Annotated in this window: 15 protein-coding genes; 9 read left to right on the plus strand and 6 right to left on the minus strand. The window is 61.2% G+C overall.

Translation table 11 applies throughout. The annotated features are described in order from the left end of the window. Nucleotides 1-146 precede the first annotated feature (146 nt). Both prpB and V3W39_RS04350 read right to left on the minus strand, forming a co-directional pair. Complete coding sequence (gene prpB / locus V3W39_RS04345) at nucleotides 147-1,040, minus strand: methylisocitrate lyase (protein ID WP_177044768.1); 894 nt, start codon at nucleotides 1,038-1,040, stop codon at nucleotides 147-149. After that, a complete protein-coding gene (locus tag V3W39_RS04350; RefSeq protein WP_008432676.1) occupies nucleotides 1,037-1,750 on the minus strand; it encodes a GntR family transcriptional regulator in 714 nt (237 codons plus the stop codon). Before V3W39_RS04350 ends, prpB begins: the two co-directional genes overlap by 4 nt. A 251-nt stretch (nucleotides 1,751-2,001) precedes the next feature. Between V3W39_RS04350 and rloA the strand changes: the two genes are divergently transcribed. The 4 genes from rloA to pabB are packed head-to-tail and all read left to right on the plus strand — an operon-like array spanning nucleotide 2,002 to nucleotide 6,405. Continuing rightward, nucleotides 2,002-2,535 (plus strand): retropepsin-like aspartic peptidase RloA, encoded by a 534-nt coding sequence (gene rloA / locus V3W39_RS04355; RefSeq protein WP_330212246.1) that lies wholly within the window; start codon nucleotides 2,002-2,004, stop codon nucleotides 2,533-2,535. Between the two features lie 5 nt (nucleotides 2,536-2,540). Next, the gene (gene rloB / locus V3W39_RS04360) at nucleotides 2,541-4,073 is read left to right on the plus strand and encodes an osmotic stress tolerance membrane protein RloB (protein ID WP_003214971.1); all 1,533 of its coding nucleotides are present in this window, start codon (nucleotides 2,541-2,543) and stop codon (nucleotides 4,071-4,073) included. Then, a complete protein-coding gene (locus tag V3W39_RS04365; RefSeq protein ID WP_003214969.1) occupies nucleotides 4,073-5,059 on the plus strand; it encodes an alpha-L-glutamate ligase-like protein in 987 nt (328 codons plus the stop codon). The genes rloB and V3W39_RS04365 overlap by 1 nt, the downstream gene beginning before the upstream one ends. 5 nt (nucleotides 5,060-5,064) lie before the next feature. Next, on the plus strand, nucleotides 5,065-6,405 hold the full coding sequence (gene pabB, locus V3W39_RS04370; protein ID WP_177122046.1) for an aminodeoxychorismate synthase component I: 1,341 nt from the start codon (nucleotides 5,065-5,067) through the stop codon (nucleotides 6,403-6,405). A gap of 113 nt (nucleotides 6,406-6,518) precedes the next feature. Here the strand turns inward: pabB and thrH are convergent, their stop codons facing one another. Further along, on the minus strand, nucleotides 6,519-7,136 hold the full coding sequence (thrH, locus tag V3W39_RS04375; RefSeq protein WP_010176441.1) for a bifunctional phosphoserine phosphatase/homoserine phosphotransferase ThrH: 618 nt from the start codon (nucleotides 7,134-7,136) through the stop codon (nucleotides 6,519-6,521). A gap of 152 nt (nucleotides 7,137-7,288) precedes the next feature. Here thrH and V3W39_RS04380 point away from each other — a divergent pair, with 152 nt between their 5' ends. The 3 genes from V3W39_RS04380 (at nucleotide 7,289) to V3W39_RS04390 (ending at nucleotide 10,641) form a co-directional block, all read left to right on the plus strand. Next, entirely contained in the window at nucleotides 7,289-8,023 is a 735-nt protein-coding gene (locus tag V3W39_RS04380; RefSeq protein ID WP_177044777.1) for a phosphoadenylyl-sulfate reductase, read from the plus strand. Nucleotides 8,024-8,375: 352 nt separating this feature from the next. Next, on the plus strand, nucleotides 8,376-9,905 hold the full coding sequence (locus tag V3W39_RS04385) for an NCS1 family nucleobase:cation symporter-1 (protein WP_330212247.1): 1,530 nt from the start codon (nucleotides 8,376-8,378) through the stop codon (nucleotides 9,903-9,905). Between the two features lie 13 nt (nucleotides 9,906-9,918). Continuing rightward, on the plus strand, nucleotides 9,919-10,641 hold the full coding sequence (locus V3W39_RS04390; RefSeq protein ID WP_177044781.1) for an aspartate/glutamate racemase family protein: 723 nt from the start codon (nucleotides 9,919-9,921) through the stop codon (nucleotides 10,639-10,641). 135 nt (nucleotides 10,642-10,776) lie between these two features. On the opposite strand, the gene V3W39_RS04395 is transcribed toward V3W39_RS04390, so the two are convergent. After that, nucleotides 10,777-11,700, minus strand: a complete 924-nt coding sequence (locus tag V3W39_RS04395) for a LysR family transcriptional regulator (protein WP_177044783.1) — start codon at nucleotides 11,698-11,700, stop codon at nucleotides 10,777-10,779. Nucleotides 11,701-11,814: 114 nt separating this feature from the next. Between V3W39_RS04395 and V3W39_RS04400 the strand changes: the two genes are divergently transcribed. Next, nucleotides 11,815-12,561, plus strand: coding sequence for a 3-oxoacyl-ACP reductase family protein (locus tag V3W39_RS04400; protein WP_330212248.1), 747 nt, complete (start codon nucleotides 11,815-11,817; stop codon nucleotides 12,559-12,561). A 120-nt stretch (nucleotides 12,562-12,681) separates the two neighbouring features. Continuing rightward, nucleotides 12,682-16,152, plus strand: coding sequence for a hybrid sensor histidine kinase/response regulator (locus V3W39_RS04405; protein WP_330212249.1), 3,471 nt, complete (start codon nucleotides 12,682-12,684; stop codon nucleotides 16,150-16,152). A gap of 103 nt (nucleotides 16,153-16,255) precedes the next feature. Here the strand turns inward: V3W39_RS04405 and rmuC are convergent, their stop codons facing one another. Then, nucleotides 16,256-17,620 (minus strand): DNA recombination protein RmuC, encoded by a 1,365-nt coding sequence (gene rmuC, locus V3W39_RS04410; protein ID WP_330212321.1) that lies wholly within the window; start codon nucleotides 17,618-17,620, stop codon nucleotides 16,256-16,258. A 175-nt stretch (nucleotides 17,621-17,795) separates the two neighbouring features. Next, on the minus strand, nucleotides 17,796-18,119 hold the full coding sequence (locus V3W39_RS04415) for a hypothetical protein (RefSeq protein WP_026078187.1): 324 nt from the start codon (nucleotides 18,117-18,119) through the stop codon (nucleotides 17,796-17,798). Between the last annotated feature and the right edge of the window lie 838 nt (nucleotides 18,120-18,957).

Genomic DNA, 18,957 nt, shown 5'->3' on the forward strand with positions numbered 1-18,957 from the left:
CAATCTTGTAGTTATTCAGGGAGGCGTGTTCACAACACACCCTCTACTGTAGGAGCCGGCTTGCCGGCGATGAGTCCCTCGACATCGGCGCAATCCTTGAAGACGCCATCGCCGGCAAGCCGGCTCCTACAGTGAGCGAACAGCCTTTATTTTTTGGCGGCGAACAGCGCGTCGAGCTTCTGCTCGAAGGTGTGGTAGTCGATGCGATCGTAAAGCTCCATGCGGGTTTGCATGGTGTCGATCACGTTCTGCTGGGTGCCGTCGCGACGAATCGCGGTGTAGACGTTCTCGGCGGCCTTGTTCATGGCGCGGAAGGCCGAGAGCGGGTACAGGACAATGGAAACATCCGCAGATTTCAACTGATCGACGGTGTAGAGCGGCGTTGCACCGAACTCGGTGATGTTGGCCAGGATCGGCGCTTTCACGCGGGAGGCGAACAGCTTGTACATCTCAAGCTCCGTGATGGCTTCCGGGAACACCATGTCGGCACCGGCCTCGATGCAGGCGGCGGCGCGTTCCAGGGCGGATTCCAGGCCTTCGACGGCGAGCGCATCGGTACGGGCCATGATCACGAAGCTGTCATCGGTGCGCGCATCCACGGCGGCCTTGATGCGGTCGACCATTTCCTGCTGGGACACGATCTCTTTATTCGGACGATGGCCGCAACGCTTGGCGCCCACCTGGTCTTCGATATGGATCGCCGCCGCGCCGAACTTGATCATCGACTTGACGGTGCGCGCCACGTTGAACGCCGAGGAACCGAAACCGGTGTCCACGTCCACCAGCAGCGGCAGGTCGCACACGTCGGTGATGCGGCGCACGTCGGTCAGCACGTCATCCAGGCCGGTGATGCCGAGGTCCGGCACGCCGAGGGAGCCGGCAGCCACCCCGCCACCCGACAGGTAGATCGCCTTGAACCCGGCACGCTTGGCCAGCAGCGCGTGGTTGGCGTTGATCGCGCCGACCACTTGCAAGGGCTGCTCGCTGGCAACCGCGTCACGGAAACGCTGGCCTGGAGTGATGTTGTTATTGGAACTCATGACTCACCTCGTGATTGGGGAGCGCCGTCCGGGAAGTGACGGGCAATGTTGCGTTTGGAAGCGCCGATATGCCGGCGCATCAACAACTCGGCCAGTTCACCGTCGCGATCGGCAATCGCGTCAAGAATGCGGTGATGCTCGGCAAAGGCCTGGCGTGGACGATTGGGGGTGGCGGAGAACTGGATGCGGTACATGCGCACCAACTGATACAGCTCGCCGCACAGCATTTGGGTCAGGGTGCGGTTACCGGCGCCTTGAATTATCCGGTAATGAAAATCGAAGTCGCCTTCCTGCTGGTAGTAGCCGACACCGGCCTGGAAGGCTGCATCGCGCTCGTGGGTGTGCAGCACCTGGCGCAATTCTTCAATCTCGGCGTCGGTCATGCGCTCGGCCGCCAGGCGGCAGGCCATGCCTTCGAGGGATTCGCGGATTTCGTAGAGCTCGATCAGCTCTTCATGGCTCAATGACACCACTCTCGCGCCTACATGGGGGATGCGCACCAGCAGGCGCTGGCCTTCCAGGCGGTGGATCGCCTCGCGCAGCGGGCCACGGCTGATGCCGTAGGTGCGCGCCAGTTCCGGCTCGGAGATCTTGCTGCCCGGGGCGATCTCGCCCTTGACGATGGCGGCCTGGATACGCCGGAAGACGTTCTCGGACATGGTCTGGGAATCGTCTTGGGCCATCACTGGGGTTTCCAGTTGATCCAGCATATTGTCGACACCTTTAAAAGCAATGCCGCAAAAACTAGCCAATCAGCCCCGAATAGTCAAAGAATAAATACACATTGTCGACAATCGTCTAATAACCTGCCTTGCACTCTATCAGGGCATGGCCGGCTGCCAGCGCTGGCACAAGAAAACCTTCATGTTAGAATGCCGGCCACTTTTGCCTGCCATCCATGGATGAAAGGCGCACCAGAGATTGCGCAGCGATGCCAGTCGCCTGCCCCGCGTCAGGATTTATGAGACTCAAGCCCTTCCCCTTTTTGCTTCTACTGTTCATACCGGACCTTGGCGTTGCAGCCGAGAAGACCGTGTATGGCCTCAATGAATACGCCAAGTTGGCCGGCATTGACCTGGAAGTGGCCGCCAAACTCGACACCGGTGCCAAGACCGCCTCCCTGAGCGCCCGCGACATCAAGCGTTTCAAGCGCAACGGCGAATCCTGGGTGCGCTTTTATCTCGCCATCGACACCGCTCATTCCCACCCCATCGAGCGTCCCCTGGCCCGCGTGAGCAAGATCAAGCGCCGCGCCGGCGACTACGACCCCGATGAAGACAAGAACTACACCGCCCGTCCAGTGATTGCCCTGGACATCTGCATGGGCACCGCTTTACGCAGCATCGAAGTGAACTTGACTGACCGCAGCGCTTTCCAATACCCGCTGCTGATCGGCTCCGAAGCGCTGAAACGCTTTGATGCGCTGGTCGACCCCAGTCTTAAATACGCGGCGGGCAAACCTGCCTGCGCCACCGACGCTCATACCGCTGAGTAATTTGAATGCGCTCTCTTAATCTGCACCTGAAAATCCTGATCGCCGTGTTGGTGGTCCTGGGCATTTCGGTCACCGCCTACCAGATTTTCGTGCTGGGGATTCCCGTCACCGAGGACGCCACCGACGACCTGTGGAACATCGACGCCAAGGTCGAGTTCGTCGCCAGCGCCAAGGACCCGGTGAAAATCCAGATGTTCGTGCCGCCGTTAAGCCGCGACTTCGTCAGCCTGAACGAAAGCTTTATCTCGAATAACTACGGCGTGAGCGTCAACCGCCTCGATGGCAACCGCAAGGTCACCTGGTCGGCCCGCCGGGCCAAGGGCAACCAGACCCTCTACTACCGCCTGGTGCTGACCAAGCGCTACAGCGGTGAAAAGGTCAAGGTCAAGGGCCCCACCTTCCGCGACAGCATTGCCGTCGAAGGCCCGGAAAAAATCGCCGCCGAAGCCCTGCTGGCGCCAATCCGCCAGCACTCGGCCGACGTCGAGACCTTTATCAGCGAAGCCATCAAGCGCACCAACAACCTCAACGACGACAACGTGAAGCTGCTGCTGGCGGGCGACCCGTCGACGCCGCACAAGGCCAAGATCGTCGAGCTGCTGCTGTCCATCGCCCACGTGCCGGTGGAAAAGGTCCACACCATCCGCCTGGTGGCCGACCAGCCGCAAACCCCGGAGCTCTGGCTGCGCAGCTTCAACGGCAATGACTGGCTGTACTTCAACCCAGACACCGGCGAACAAGGCCTGCCGGCCGACCGCCTGCTGTGGTGGACCGGCGATGAAAACCTGATCACCGTCGACGGTGGCAAGAAAGCCATGGTGACCTTCAGCCTCAACAACAGTGAAATGAACGCGATCCGCCTGGCCAAGCTGACGGACGAAAACACCGACGCCAACTTCCTCGAATACTCGCTGTACGGCCTGCCGCTGCAAACCCAGCAGACCTTCATGATCATGGTGATGATCCCGATTGGCGTGCTGGTGATCCTGATCCTGCGCAACCTGATCGGCCTGCAGACCCTCGGCACGTTTACCCCGGTGCTGATTGCCCTGGCGTTCCGCGAGACACAGCTGGGCTTCGGGATTGTGCTGTTCACCATTATTACGGCGCTGGGGCTGTCGCTGCGGTCTTACCTGGAACACTTGAAGCTGCAGATGCTGCCGAGGCTCTCGGTGGTGCTGACGTTCGTGGTGGTGCTGATCGCGGCCATCAGCCTGTTCAGCCACAAGCTGGGCCTGGAACGTGGGCTGTCGGTGGCACTGTTCCCGATGGTGATCCTGACCATGACCATCGAACGCCTGTCGATCACCTGGGAAGAGCGCGGTGGCGGCCATGCGATGAAAGTCGCGATCGGCACGCTGTTCGCGGCCTCCCTGGCCCACATCATCATGAGCGTGCCGGAGCTGATCTACTTCGTGTTCACCTTCCCGGCGATCCTGCTGATCCTGGTGGGTTTCATGCTGGCCATGGGTCGTTATCGCGGCTACCGCCTGACCGAACTGGTGCGCTTCAAGGCGTTCCTCAAGGCTGACTCGTAATGTTCGGCTTCTGGAAGACCTGGAAGGCCCTGGAAGCGCGGGGGATCATGGGCATCAACCGGCGTAACGCCGACTATGTGCTCAAGTACAACAAGCGCAGCCTGTACCCGATCGTGGATGACAAGATCATCACCAAGGAACGGGCCATGGCAGCCGGCATCCACGTGCCGGAAATGTACGGGGTCATTTCCACCGAGAAGGAAATCGACAAGCTCGACGAGATCATCGGCGGGCGCAGCGACTTCGTGATCAAGCCGGCCCAGGGCGCCGGCGGTGACGGCATCCTGGTGATTGCCGACCGGTTTGAAGGGCGCTATCGCACGGTCTCCGGCAAGATCATCAGCCACGAAGAGATCGAGCATCAGATTTCCAGCATCCTCACCGGCCTGTATTCCCTTGGCGGCCATCGCGACCGGGCGCTGATCGAATACCGCGTGGTGCCCGACCAGATCTTCAAGAGCATCAGCTACGAAGGCGTGCCGGACATCCGCATCATTGTGCTGATGGGCTACCCGGTGATGGCCATGCTGCGCCTGCCCACCCGCCAGTCCGGCGGCAAGGCCAACCTGCACCAGGGCGCGATTGGCGTGGGTGTAGACCTGGCTACCGGCCTGACCCTGCGGGGCACCTGGCTGAACAACATCATCACCAAACACCCCGACACCACCAACGCGGTGGACGGCGTGCAACTGCCCAACTGGGACGGTTTCATGAAGCTCGCCGCCGGTTGCTATGAACTGTGTGGCCTGGGCTATATCGGCGTGGACATGGTGCTGGACCAGGAAAAAGGCCCGCTGATCCTCGAGCTGAACGCTCGCCCGGGGCTGAATATCCAGATCGCCAACGACTGCGGTCTGACCTTGCGTACCCATGCGGTGGAAGCCCGACTGGAAGAGCTGAAGGCCGCAGGCGTGACGGAAACGCCCGAAGAACGGGTGAAGTTCGTGCAGGAGATGTTTGGGCATATTCCGGCGGTCGAGGGATAAACCCAGTGACCTGCTCCGTACATCCGCTGCCCTACCGGGCCAACCCTGCCGAATACTTTGCAGCGATCCGCCATGCGCCCGGCGCGGTGCTGCTGGACAGTGGCCGACCGGCAGCCGAGCGCGGCCGTTATGACCTGCTGAGCGCCTGGCCCGAAACGACCCTGGCGGTGCTGCCCGACGAAAGCGGCAGCGATTTCCTGCAACGCTTGCGGGAAAACCTGACGTTGCTGGGTGAAGCCGACATTCCCGCGCCCTACGAACTGCCGTTTGCCGGCGGCCTCATTGGCTACCTGAGCTACGACTTCGGTCGTCATCTTGAGCAACTGCCACACCTGGCCGTGGACGACCTGCACCTGCCGGATGCGCGCTTTGGCCTGTACGCCTGGGCCTTGATCAGCGATCACCAGGCGCAGACCAGCCAACTGGTGTTCCACCCCAAACTGGCGGAAAGCGAGCGGCAACGCTTGATCAGCCTGTTCAGCCAGCCCGCCATCAGCCCGCAGGCAACGTTCAAGCTGCAAGGCCCCATGGCCCCGGACGTGACCGCCCAAACCTACCAGCAAGCCCTCGCCCGCATCCAGGACTACATCCAGGCCGGCGACTGCTACCAGGTCAACTTTGCCCAACGCTTCCGCGCCCCGTGCAGCGGCGACCCGTGGGTGGCCTACTGCGCCCTGCGCGAAGCCTGCCCTACTCCGTTTTCCGGGTTCCAGAGCCTGCCGGACGATGGCGCAGTGCTGAGTTTGTCGCCGGAGCGCTTCGTCAAAATCAGCCAGCGCCAGGTGGAAACCCGCCCGATCAAGGGCACCCGGCCACGGGGGGCGACGCCTGCGGAAGACGCCGCCAACGCCGCCGAACTGCTGGCCAGCCCCAAGGATCGTGCCGAGAACCTGATGATCGTCGACCTGCTGCGCAACGACCTGGGCCGCACCTGCCGTACCGGCTCGGTGAAAGTACCGGAGTTGTTCAGCCTGGAAAGCTATCCGAATGTGCATCACCTGGTCAGTAGCGTGACCGGCGAACTGGCCGACGATAAAGACGCCCTGGACCTGATTGCCGGCAGCTTCCCCGGCGGCTCCATCACCGGCGCTCCGAAGATCCGTGCAATGCAGATCATCGACGAGCTGGAGCCGACGCGGCGTGGGTTGTACTGCGGGTCACTGCTGTACCTGGACGTGCGCGGCGAGATGGACAGCTCCATCGCGATTCGCAGCTTGCTGGTCAAGGATGGGCAGGTGTGCTGCTGGGGCGGCGGCGGGATCGTCGCGGACTCGGAATGGCAAGCGGAGTACCAGGAATCGATGACCAAGGTGCGGGTGTTGCTGGAAACGCTGGAAGGCTTGTAGCGACTGGGCAGGCCCCATCGCAGGCAAGCCAGCTCCCACATTTGAATGGGTTCACAATTCAAAATGTGGGAGCTGGCTTGCCTGCGATGGGACCATCAGCCACGCCAAATAACTTACAGGCTCAACTGTCGATTCGACGCCTTGATGAACTCTTTCTTCAAATCCTCAAACGTATGCACCGCCGGGAACTGCGGGAACTCGCGGATCACGTTCTCCGGCGCGTGGAACAGGATCCCACGGTCCGCCTCACCGAGCATGGTGGTGTCGTTGTAGGAGTCACCAGCGGCAATCACTCGGTAGTACAGGGTCTTGAAGGCCAGTACCGACTGACGCTTGGGATCTTTCTGACGCAGCTGGTAGCTCACCACCCGGTCGTTCTCGTCCGTGATCAAGCGATGGCACAGCAAGGTCGGGAAACCCAGTTGGCGCATCAACGGCTGGGAGAACTCATAGAACGTGTCCGACAGGATCACCACCTGGAAGCGCTCGCGCAGCCAGTTGACGAACTCGATGGCGCCGTCCAGGGGCTTGAGGGTGGCGATCACTTCCTGGATATCCGACAGCTTCAGCCCGTGCTCATCCAGAATGCGCAGGCGCTGTTTCATCAGCACGTCGTAGTCGGGGATGTCCCGGGTGGTGGCCCGCAAGGATTCAATACCGGTTTTTTCGGCGAAGGCGATCCAGATTTCCGGGACCAGCACCCCTTCCAGGTCGAGACAGGCAATTTCCACAAGACACTCCCATTTAAAGTTATTGAGTTGAGCGAGCAAAAGGACTGCCGAACTCTAGCGATTCACGCTGGCCGCCGCAACGCAGGCGGGATTTTGTTACCATCGCCCTCCTATAGAGCGCTAAGCGCCATTGACCTGTAGGAACCGTCCTGATGAACCAAGCCTTCGACGTCGCTGAACTCGCCGCGACTTATGCCAACAAATCCGCCCAGGACATTCTCAAGCTGGCATTCAGCCAGTTTGGCGACGACCTGTGGATCTCTTTCAGCGGTGCCGAGGACGTGGTGCTGGTCGACATGGCCTGGAAGCTGAACAAGAACGTCAAGGTGTTCAGCCTCGACACCGGCCGCCTGCATCCGGAGACCTACCGGTTTATCGAGCAGGTGCGTGAGTTCTACAAGATCGACATCGAGCTGATCTCGCCCGACCAGAGCAAGCTGGAACCCTTCGTCAAGGCAAAGGGCCTGTTCAGCTTCTACAAGGACGGCCATGGCGAGTGCTGCGGCGTGCGCAAGATCGAACCGCTGCGCCGCAAGCTGTCCGGCGTGAGCGCCTGGGCCACCGGCCAGCGCCGCGACCAGAGCCCCGGCACCCGCAGCCAGGTGGCCGCACTGGAAATCGACAGCGCCTTCTCCACCCCTGAACGCACCCTGTACAAGTTCAACCCGCTGGCGCAGATGACCAGCGAAGAGATCTGGGGTTACATCCGCATGCTGGAACTGCCGTACAACAGCCTGCACGAGCGCGGGTTTATCAGCATCGGCTGTGAGCCCTGCACCCGCCCGGTACTGCCGAACCAGCACGAACGCGAAGGCCGTTGGTGGTGGGAAGAAGCAACCCAGAAGGAATGCGGGTTGCACGCCGGGAATATCATCAGCAAGGCGTAACGCCTGCCTCAAAATTCTGTACACAGAAATGTCACCATCGGTGCCATTTTTGTGTGCACTTATAAAATCATGCACCGAAAAGTTACACCCTCCTGCGTAGTACCACCGTTTAAATCCCGTCCCGTCCCTGCGCTACAAAATAAATAGCTGTTCAATCGGTCAATTTATATCGCTTTAAATTCAGCTGTTTATTTCCAATCACTCTAAAAACCAAATCCTCCGACATTTTTCCAAGCGAAAATCTGGCACGCATGTGGCTTAAGGCAAAACACACTTTGTATACAATTAATAAAAAAGATACATACACTTTGACATCAGCCGCCCGCCTGCTGATGTCCAGGAGCCTGCCGGAATGCGTACAAGTCTCTCCAATAACATCGCACTGGATCTGCCCTCCTCCTCCCTGAACCCCGAGGCCACGAGCCCCGGCCCGCTGGTGCTCAGCCCGCGTCTGCACAACAAGGACCTGGCGCCTACCAAGGCCGAAGGTCGACGTTGGGGCCGCTACAGTATCTTTGCCCTGTGGACCAACGATGTGCACAACATCGCCAACTATTCCTTCGCCATTGGCCTGTATGCGCTGGGCCTGGGTGGCTGGCAGATTCTGCTGTCACTGGGGATCGGCGCGGCGCTGGTGTACTTCTTCATGAACCTGTCGGGCTATATGGGGCAGAAGACCGGCGTGCCGTTTCCGGTGATCAGCCGCATCAGTTTCGGCATCCATGGCGCGCAGATTCCGGCGCTGATTCGCGCGGTGATCGCGATTGCCTGGTTCGGGATTCAGACCTACCTGGCCTCGGTGGTTTTCCGCGTGCTGTTGACGGCGGTTCACCCTGGTTTTGCCGACTACGACCACAACGCGATCCTCGGCCTGTCGACCCTCGGCTGGGCGTGTTTCGTGGCGATCTGGTTTGTGCAGTTGGCCATCCTCGCCTACGGCATGGAGATGGTGCGCCGCTATGAAGCCTTCGCCGGGCCGGTGATTTTGCTGACCGTGGCATCGCTGGCCGGCTGGATGTATTTCCAGGCCGGCGGCCAGATCGCCTGGTCGATCCGCGAACCGCTGACGGGTGGCGAGATGTGGCGCAATATTTTCGCCGGCGGTGCGCTGTGGCTGGCGATCTACGGCACGCTGATCCTGAATTTCTGCGACTTCGCCCGCTCCTCCCCATGCTGCAAGACCATCAAGGTCGGCAACTTCTGGGGCCTGCCGGTGAATATCCTGGTGTTCGCCGCCATCACCGTGCTGCTGTGTGGCGGGCAGTTCCACCTCAACGGCCGGGTGATCGAGAGCCCCACGGAAATCATCGCGGCAATTCCGAACACCTTCTTCCTGGTGCTGGGCTGCCTGGCGTTCCTGATTGTGACCGTGGCGGTGAATATCATGGCCAACTTTGTCGCGCCGGCCTTTGTGCTGAGCAACCTGGCGCCCAAGTACCTGAACTTCCGCCGCGCCGGGCTGATCAGCGCCACCGTGGCGGTGCTGATCCTGCCGTGGAATCTCTACAACAGCCCGTTGGTGATCGTGTATTTCCTCTCGGGGCTGGGCGCTCTGCTGGGGCCGTTGTACGGCGTGATCATGGTCGACTACTGGCTGATCCGCAAAAGTCAGGTGGATGTGCCGCAGCTGTATAGCGAAGACCCGAAGGGCGCTTATTACTACAGCCGGGGCGTCAATCTGCGCGCCGTAGCGGCGTTCATTCCTGCGGCGGTGATCGCCATTCTCCTCGCCCTGCTGCCCGGTTTTGCCCACGTCTCGCCCTTCTCCTGGCTGATTGGCGCCGGTATTGCAGGGCTGCTGTACCTGCTGTTTGCCAAGCGCCAGCCGTATTACGCCGATGTGAGCGGCGAAAGCATTGCAGTCGATAACGTCAGTCATTAAGTAAGGACATTCCATGCGCATCCTTGTGGTCAACGTCAACACCACCGAATCCATCACCGAGGCCATCGCCAAACAGGCACGGGCGGTGGCGTCCCCCGGCACCGAGATCGTCGGGCTGACCCCGTTTTTTGGTGCCGAGTCGGTGGAAGGCAACTTTGAAAGCTACCTGGCGGCCATCGCGGTGATGGACCGGGTGATGGCCTACGACCAGCCGTTTGACGCGGTGATCCAGGCCGGGTACGGCGAGCATGGCCGCGAAGGGTTGCAGGAGCTGCTCAACGTGCCGGTGGTGGACATCACCGAAGCGGCCGCCAGCACTGCGATGTTCCTCGGGCATGCGTATTCGGTGGTGACCACCCTGGACCGCACCGTGCCGCTGATCGAAGACCGGCTGAAACTCGCGGGTTTGTATCAGCGTTGCGCATCGGTGCGCGCCAGCGGCATGGCGGTGCTGGAACTGGAAGAAGACCCGCTGCGGGCCATGGAAGCCATCGTGCGCCAGGCTGAGCTGGCGATCAGCGAAGACAAGGCCGAAGTGATCTGCCTGGGCTGCGGCGGCATGGCCGGGCTGGATGATCAGATTCGCCACCGAACAGGCGTGCCGGTGGTGGACGGTGTAACGGCGGCGGTGACGATTGCCGAAGGGTTGGTGCGGTTGGGGCTGTCGACCTCGAAGATCCGCACGTATGCCACGCCGAGGCCGAAGAAAGTCATCGGTTGGCCGGGGCGCCGTTAAGACCGAGTCGTGGCCATCGCGGGCAAGCCCGGCTCCCACAGTGACTGAGTGTGCCGCTACTTCTGTGTCTGGCGCAGATCAAATGTGGGAGCCGGGCTTGCCCGCGATGGCCACGCCTCGGTGTAACGCCATCACTCAAATGGCACTGAACCGCTGCCCCAGCTGGCGCTCGACAAACTGCTCAAGGATGAACTCCACAAACGCCCGGGTTTTGCCGGGCAGCAGTTTGTGTTCGGCGTAGTACAGCGAGATATTGCCGTCGTCGACGTACCAGTCGGGCAGCACCCGCACCAGCTGGCCACTGTCCAGATACGGAACTGCCATCGGCATGCTGACCAGCGCAACGCCAAGGCCTTGGGCGCTGGCGCAACAGGCGGCGCCGGAGTCGCTCATGGTCATGCGCGGCTTGAGCACCAGCGGGCGTTGTTCGCGGGTGCGGTGGGTGAGTTGCCAGGAACGCACGCGCCCGGTTTGCGGTGAACGGATCAGGATGCCGTTGCACAGCGACAAGTCCTCGGGCACGACCACCGGCTTACGTTGGGCCAGGTAATCCGGCGAAGCCAGCAAGATCCGGTGCGCCGGTGCCAGCTTGCGCGCGACCACGCCTTGGGGCAGTTCAAAACCACCGCCGATCGCGGCATCGAAGCCTTGGCCAATCAGGTCCACCTGGCGGTTATCGAAATGCCAGTCGGGGTTGATGTCAGGGAAACGCTTTAGAAACTCCCCCAGTAACGGCACCACATAACGGTTGCCGAACACCGTGCCCATGCTCACCTTAAGCGTACCCACCGGCCGCCCTTCAGCGCTGGCCAGATTGGCCACAGCGTTTTGAATGGTGGTGAGGCTGCCACTGACTTCCTCCAGGAACAGCTTCCCGGCTTCCGTCAGGGTCAGACGCCGGGTGCTACGCTGGAACAGCCGCACACCGAGGCGCGCCTCCAGCTTGGCCACGCTTTTGCCTACAGCCGCTGGAGTCAGGCTCAGGTGTCGGGCAGCTTCGGCAAAGCTGCCACCTTCGGCGCTGCGCACGAAGCATTCGATACTGCCAAAGCTTTCCATATCGCCCCACTCTAAACTTTTGGTTTACACAGACTATAGCAATCGCGGTCTACCGGGCGCGCCGGGTGAGGTCGATACTCGGCTCCAACCTCAACACACCTTTTGGAGAACGACATGACCACACAAAACCTCAGCGGCAAAGTCGCCTTGATCCAGGGCGGTTCCCGCGGTATCGGCGCCGCCATCGTCAAGCGCCTGGCCGCCCAGGGCGCAGCGGTCGCCTTTACCTACGTCAGCTCGGCCGCCAAGGCCGAGGAATTGCAGAACAGCGTGATCAGCGAAGGCGGCAAAGCCCTGGCGATTCATGCCGACAGCGCCGATGCAGACGCCATCCGCAGCGCCGTCAACGCCACCGTCAACGCCTTCGGGCGCCTGGATATCCTGGTGAACAACGCAGGCGTGCTGGCCGTGGGCCCGCTGGAAGATTTCAAACTGGAAGACTTCGACCGCACCCTCGCCATCAACGTGCGCAGCGTGTTTATCGCCACCCAGGAAGCCGCGCGGCACATGGGCGAAGGTGGCCGCATCATCAACATCGGCAGCACCAACGCCGAACGCATGCCGTTTGCCGGTGGCGGCCCGTACGCCATGAGCAAGTCGGCACTGGTGGGTTTGACCAAAGGCCTGGCACGCGACCTGGGGCCACGGGGCATCACCATCAATAACGTGCAGCCAGGCCCGGTGGACACCGACATGAACCCGGCAAGCGGTGATTTCGCCGAGAGCCTGATCGGCTTCATGGCCGTAGGCCGTTATGGCCATGTGGAAGAGATCGCCAGTTTCGTCGCCTATCTGGTTGGCCCTGAAGCCGGCTATATCACCGGCGCCAGCCTGACCATCGACGGTGGTTTCAGCGCGTAAGCAAAAGCTGCGACATCACACCACGCTCCGACCTTGGTCGACACTGACTAACGACAAGCATCATGCGAGACTGTTCGCCCGGGCCGGGAATGCCCGGGCGTTCTTATGTCTGGAGTTCTCATGACGCTGTCCAGCGGGCTGATCGCCGCCGTTGCCCTGGCCTATATGGCCATTATGTTTGCCATCGCCTTTTACGGTGACCGTCGCCATGCGCCGTTGCCGCCGCGGATGCGTGCCTGGGTGTATAGCCTGTCGCTGGCGGTGTATTGCACCAGTTGGACCTTCTTTGGTGCCGTAGGCCAGGCGGCCGAACAATTGTGGGCATTTTTACCGATCTACCTGGGACCGGTGCTGCTGTTGGTGCTGGCGCCCTGGGTCCTGCAGAAGATGGTGCTGATCAGCAAGCAGGAAAACATCACCTCCATCGCCGACTTTATCGCCGCCCGCTACGGCAAATCCCAATCCCTTGCGGTGGTGGTGGCGCTGATCTGCCTGGTGGGCGTCCTGCCTTACATCGCCTTGCAGCTCAAAGGCATCGTGCTCGGGGTGAACCTGCTGATCGGTGCCAGCGCCGATACCACCGGCACCCGTTCCCAGGACACGGCGCTGATCGTGTCACTGGTACTGGCGCTGTTCACCATTGTGTTTGGTACCCGCAACCTGGACGCCACGGAACACCACCGAGGCATGGTGCTGGCGATTGCCTTTGAATCCCTGGTCAAGCTGTTCGCGTTTCTCGCCGTCGGGGCGTTTGTGACCTACGGCCTGTACGACGGTTTCGACGACCTGTTCAGCCAGGCAATGCTTGCGCCACGGCTGGAGGAATACTGGAAAGAGACCGTCAACTGGCCTTCGATGGTGGTGCAGACCGGCGTCGCGATGATGGCGATCATCTGCCTGCCCCGGCAGTTCCACGTGACCGTGGTAGAGAATATCGACCCGCAGGACCTGCGCCTGGCCAAGTGGGTGTTCCCGGCCTATCTGATCCTGGCGGCGCTGTTTGTGATCCCGATTGCCCTCGGCGGCAAGATGCTGCTGCCGGGCTCGGTATTGCCGGATTCCTACGTGATCAGCCTGCCGTTGGCCGAAGCCCATCCGGCCCTCGCCGTGCTGGCGTTTATCGGAGGTGCCTCGGCGGCCACGGGCATGGTGATCGTCGCGAGCATCGCCCTGTCGACCATGGTTTCCAACGACATGCTGCTGCCCTGGCTGCTGCGCCGCTCCAGCGCCGAGCGGCCGTTCGAGGTGTTTCGTCACTGGATGCTGTCGGTGCGCCGGGTGAGCATTGTGATCATTTTGCTGCTGGCTTATGTCAGTTACCGGCTGCTGGGTTCGTCTGCCAGCCTGGCAACGATTGGCCAGATTGCGTTTGCTGCCGTGACGCAACTGGCACCGGCGATGCTGGGTGCACTGTATTGGAAACAGGCCAACCGACGCGGGGTATTTGCCGGGTTGGCGGCGGGCACATTCCTGTGGTTCTACACCTTGGTCCTGCCGGTCACTGCGAAAAGTCTCGGCTGGTCGTTCAGCCTTTTCCCCGGCATGACGTGGCTGCATTCGCACCCGCTGGGTCTGTCCGTGACCTCCCTGACGCTGGGCACCGTATTTTCCCTGGCGGGTAACTTCACCTTGTTCGTCTGGGTCTCGATGCTCTCGCGCACCCGGGTCTCGGAGCATTGGCAGGCCGGGCGTTTTATCGGCCAGGAAATCAGCCAACGGGCCAGCGCCCGCTCGATGCTCTCGGTGCAGATCAACGATTTGCTCAGCCTGGCGGCGCGGTTTGTCGGCGAAGAACGGGCGCATCAGAGTTTCGTGCGCTTTGCCTATCGCCAGGGCAAAGGCTTTAACCCCAACCAGAATGCCGACAACGACTGGATCGCCCACACGGAACGCTTGCTGGCCGGTGTGCTGGGTGCTTCATCGACCCGGGCGGTGGTGAAAGCCGCCATCGAAGGCCGAGAAATGCAGCTGGAGGACGTAGTACGCATCGCCGACGAAGCGTCGGAAGTGCTGCAATTCAACCGGGCGCTGTTGCAAGGCGCCATCGAAAACATCACCCAGGGCATCAGCGTGGTGGACCAGTCCCTGCGGCTGGTGGCGTGGAACCGACGCTACCTGGAGCTGTTCAATTACCCCGAAGGCCTGATCAGTGTGGGCCGGCCGATTGCCGACATCATTCGCTACAACGCCGAGCGCGGGCTATGCGGCCCGGGCGAGGCAGAAGTGCATGTAGCGCGCCGCCTGCACTGGATGCGCCAGGGTCGCGCACACACGTCCGAACGGCTGTTTCCCAATGGCCGGGTGATCGAGTTGATCGGCAACCCGATGCCGGGTGGCGGGTTTGTGATGAGCTTCACCGACATCACCGCGTTCCGCGAAGCCGAGCAGGCGCTGACCGAGGCCAACGAAGGGCTGGAGCAACGGGTGACCGAGCGTACCCACGAACTGTCGCAACTGAACGTCGCACTCACTGATGCAAAGGGTGTGGCCGAGACCGCCAGCCAGTCGAAAACCCGGTTCCTCGCGGCCGTCAGCCACGACTTGATGCAGCCGCTGAACGCCGCGCGGTTGTTTTCTGCCGCCCTCTCCCACCAGAACGACGGCATGTCGGCGGATGCCCGGCAACTGGTGCAGCATCTGGACAGTTCACTGCGTTCGGCGGAAGACCTGATCAGCGACCTGCTGGATATTTCGCGCCTGGAAAACGGCAAGATCAATCCGCTGCGCCAGCCCTTCGTGCTCAACGAACTGTTTGATACGTTGGGTGCCGAGTTCAAGGCGCTGGCCCAGGAACAGGGTTTGCGTTTCCGGCTGCGGGGTAGTCGTTTGCGGGTCGACAGTGACATCAAGTTGCTGCGGCGGGTGTTGCAGAACTTCCTGACCAACGCGTTCCGCTATGCCGACGGGCCGGTGCTGCTGGGTGTGCGGCGCCGGCGTGGTGAGTTGTGCCTGGAAGTGTGGGACCGAGGCCCCGGCATTCCCCAGGACAAGCAGAAAGTCATCTTCGAGGAATTCAAACGCCTGGACAGCCACCAGACCCGCGCGGAAAAAGGCCTGGGCCTGGGCCTGGCGATTGCCGACGGCTTGTGCCGCGTGCTTGGGCACCGCTTGAGCGTGCGCTCATGGCCGGGCAAGGGCAGCGTCTTCAGCGTACGGGTGCCGTTGGCCCGCAGCCAGGTCAGCGCCCCCGCCAAGCCGGTACCGGAAAACGGCCAGCCGTTGAGTGGCGCCCAGGTACTGTGTGTGGATAACGAAGAAAGCATCCTGATCGGCATGCGCAGTTTGCTGACGCGCTGGGGCTGTGAAGTGTGGACCGCGCGCGACCAGGCGCAATGTGCCGCGCTGCTGGCGGAGGGTGTGCGGCCGCAACTGGCCCTGGTGGATTATCACCTCGACCACGGGGAGACCGGCACCGAGTTGATGGGCTGGCTGCGGGCGCAATTGGCAGAGCCGATTCCGGGCGTGGTGATCAGTGCCGATGGACGGCCGGAGATGGTGGCCCAAGTGCATGCGGCGGGGCTGGATTACCTGGCCAAGCCGGTGAAGCCGGCGGCGTTGCGGGCGTTGTTGAGCCGGCACCTGCCGCTCTGACCACTGTAGGAGCTGGCTTGCCTGCGATGCAGGCGACTCGGTCTCTGACGTGAAACCGAGTTGATGCTATCGCAGGCAAGCCAGCTCCTACAGGGGCCGGTGACTATTCCGGTAACTGCGCCACGCCGTCTTCATCGGTCATTGCCCGCTCCAGCAGGTCAGCCGGCAGGCTTTTGCTGGCGCGGGCGCCGAGCAGCTTCAGTTGTTCGGTACGGCTCACCAGGTTTCCGCGTCCATCTGTCAGCTTGTTGCGCGCTGCGCTGTAGGCTTTGTCCAACTGTTGCAGGCGGTTGCCCACCTCGTCCAGGTCCTGGATAAACAGTACGAACTTGTCGTAGAGCCAACCGGCACGCTCGGCAATTTCCCGGGCGTTCTGGCTTTGCCGTTCCTGTTTCCACAAGCTGTCGATCACCCGCAAGGTGGCCAGCAGGGTAGTCGGGCTGACGATCACGATATTGCGGTCGAACGCTTCCTGGAACAGGTTCGGCTCCGCTTGAAGCGCTGCCGAAAACGCGGCTTCGATGGGCACGAACAACAGGACAAAGTCCAGGCTGTGCAAGCCTTCCAGACGCTTGTAGTCCTTGCCGGCCAAGCCTTTTACGTGGTTACGCAAGGACAGCACGTGTTGCTTCAGGGCCGCCTGGCCGATCGCTTGGTCGTCCTCGGCCACGTACTGTTGATAGGCGGTCAGGCTGACCTTGGAATCCACCACCACCTGCTTGTCACCCGGCAGCATGATCAGCACGTCAGGCTGGAAGCGTTCGCCGTCCGGGCCTTTGAGGCTGACCTGGGTCTGGTACTCGCGGCCCTTCTCCAGGCCCGCATGTTCCAGCACCCGCTCCAGAATCAATTCGCCCCAGTTGCCCTGGGTTTTCTGGCCCTTGAGGGCGCGCGTCAGGTTGGTGGCTTCGTCGGACAGGCGCAGGTTCAGCTGTTGCAGGCGCTCCAGCTCCTTGGCCAGGGAGAACCGCTCGCGGGCTTCGCTCTGGTAGCTTTCTTCGACACGTTTTTCGAACGACTGGATGCGTTCCTTGAGCGGGTCGAGCAATTGGCCGAGGCGTTGCTGGCTGGTCTCGGCGAAGCGCTGCTCGCGCTCGTCGAAGATCTTCCCGGCGAGTTCGGCGAACTGCGCGCGCAGTTCATCGCGGGAGCCTTGCAGGTCGTTGAGGCGTTGCTGGTGGCTTTCCTGTTGCTCGCGCAGTTCAGCGCGCAGGGACGCGGCCAAGGCATCCAGGCGACGCAGTTCGGCTTCCTTGGAGGAACGGTCGAGGTTCCAGGCGTGGGCGGCGTCGCGGGCGTTGTCGCGGTCGATCTGCAGCAGTTCAACTTCGCGGCGCACGGCCGCCAGGTCGGCCTGTTTGGCCGCGTTGGCTTGGCTCAGGTCGCTGATTTCGTCACGGCTGGCGTCCAACTGCGCGGCGAGCCCTTCCTGGGCCAGTTGCGCGGTGGCCAGGCGCTCTTCGAGCAATTCCCAGCCGGCCATTCGGGCAGACAGTTTTCGCTGGATCTGCCAGCACAGGCCCAATAGCGGCAACCCAGCAGCGGCGAGACCCAGCACAACACTGGTCCAGTCAAAAGCCATAGCGATTCCTGCCGTCACCCGAAAAGAAGAAGGTTAACCAAGCCTGTGCAATGAGGACAGCTCAGTCTTCGATCTGGCCCAGTTCACGCTGGGCGATGCGGTCGCCGGCGCGGGCAGCCTGGCGCAGCAGGTCATGGCCGATGCGGCGGTCCCGGGCGTTGCCGCATTCGCGGCACATCAACTGGCCAAGGCGACTCTGCGCCACCACCACGCCAGCGCGCGCCGGTTGCTTGAGCAAATGCCCCGCGAAATGCTTCACGTTGGGGCTGTGGCCCAGGCGCGGGCTGTCGAGCAACCACAAGGCAACTTTCAGGGAAAAACGCTTGGGTGCGGTAACAACCTGAGGGCTGTCGGTAACAGAAGGTGATACTGAGCGAAACTTCATAAAGCACTGTGGGACAGAACGGAAGGCGCGCCACTCTACTCTTTTTTTCGTACAGGTAAAGCTGAAAAAAGCCTGCACGCCCGTTCTAGAGCAAGCGCTTGGGACAATCCACAGAACCTGTGGATAACTCAGTGGACAACCGTTATGTAACTCCCGCAAAGGCCCATGGAACGGGGGCCGCAGTCAAACTGACGATTTTTTCACCAATAAAAAAAAGCTCGATTTTTCATTGACTTAAATTTTAGTTGCAGGCACCCGGGAGCACTACACGGTGTATGTCAGCACGGTTACACAGGGCGCAACCAATGTGCACAACTACTCACCTGGCGGTTATATCCACCGCGTTTTTCTGTCGGCCCCCGACCCAGGAATGTTACCGAAGCACCGAGGCCAGAAAAGTTTTTTGTCTAGCACACTTTCTTTCCACGTTTCAATCCGTTACTATCCGCGCCGTTAGTACCAAGCTGAAAGTCAATTCTGGTCGAACAACTCCCTCACGGCACCGCCGACAAAAAGGGATCGACCACCTCGATGGTTTCCAGGTATCACTTGCGACGACACAGCCTTTGAACAATGCAAAGGGTGTCGCGAAGTTTCCATACGCTGACCGAACCAACCTGCAAATTGATCAGGATCTTCACCCCGGGCCCAGAACCTTTGCCCCTGTTGTGTTGCCTGCCCTCCTAAGTACCTACCTGCCAGCCCAAGCGCGCCAACTTAATAGCGCTTCAAACTGGCTGCTTTGTTCCAGTCGGGTTCTTCGCTTGATCAATGGTGATCAGCGTCACTGGAACGTTTTAACGTTGCACGGTTCTTAACCGTGTCATTTGTAGGAACA

The organism is Pseudomonas sp. Z18(2022), assembly GCF_036346535.1.
GTDB classification, from domain to species: domain Bacteria; phylum Pseudomonadota; class Gammaproteobacteria; order Pseudomonadales; family Pseudomonadaceae; genus Aquipseudomonas; species Aquipseudomonas yamanorum_A.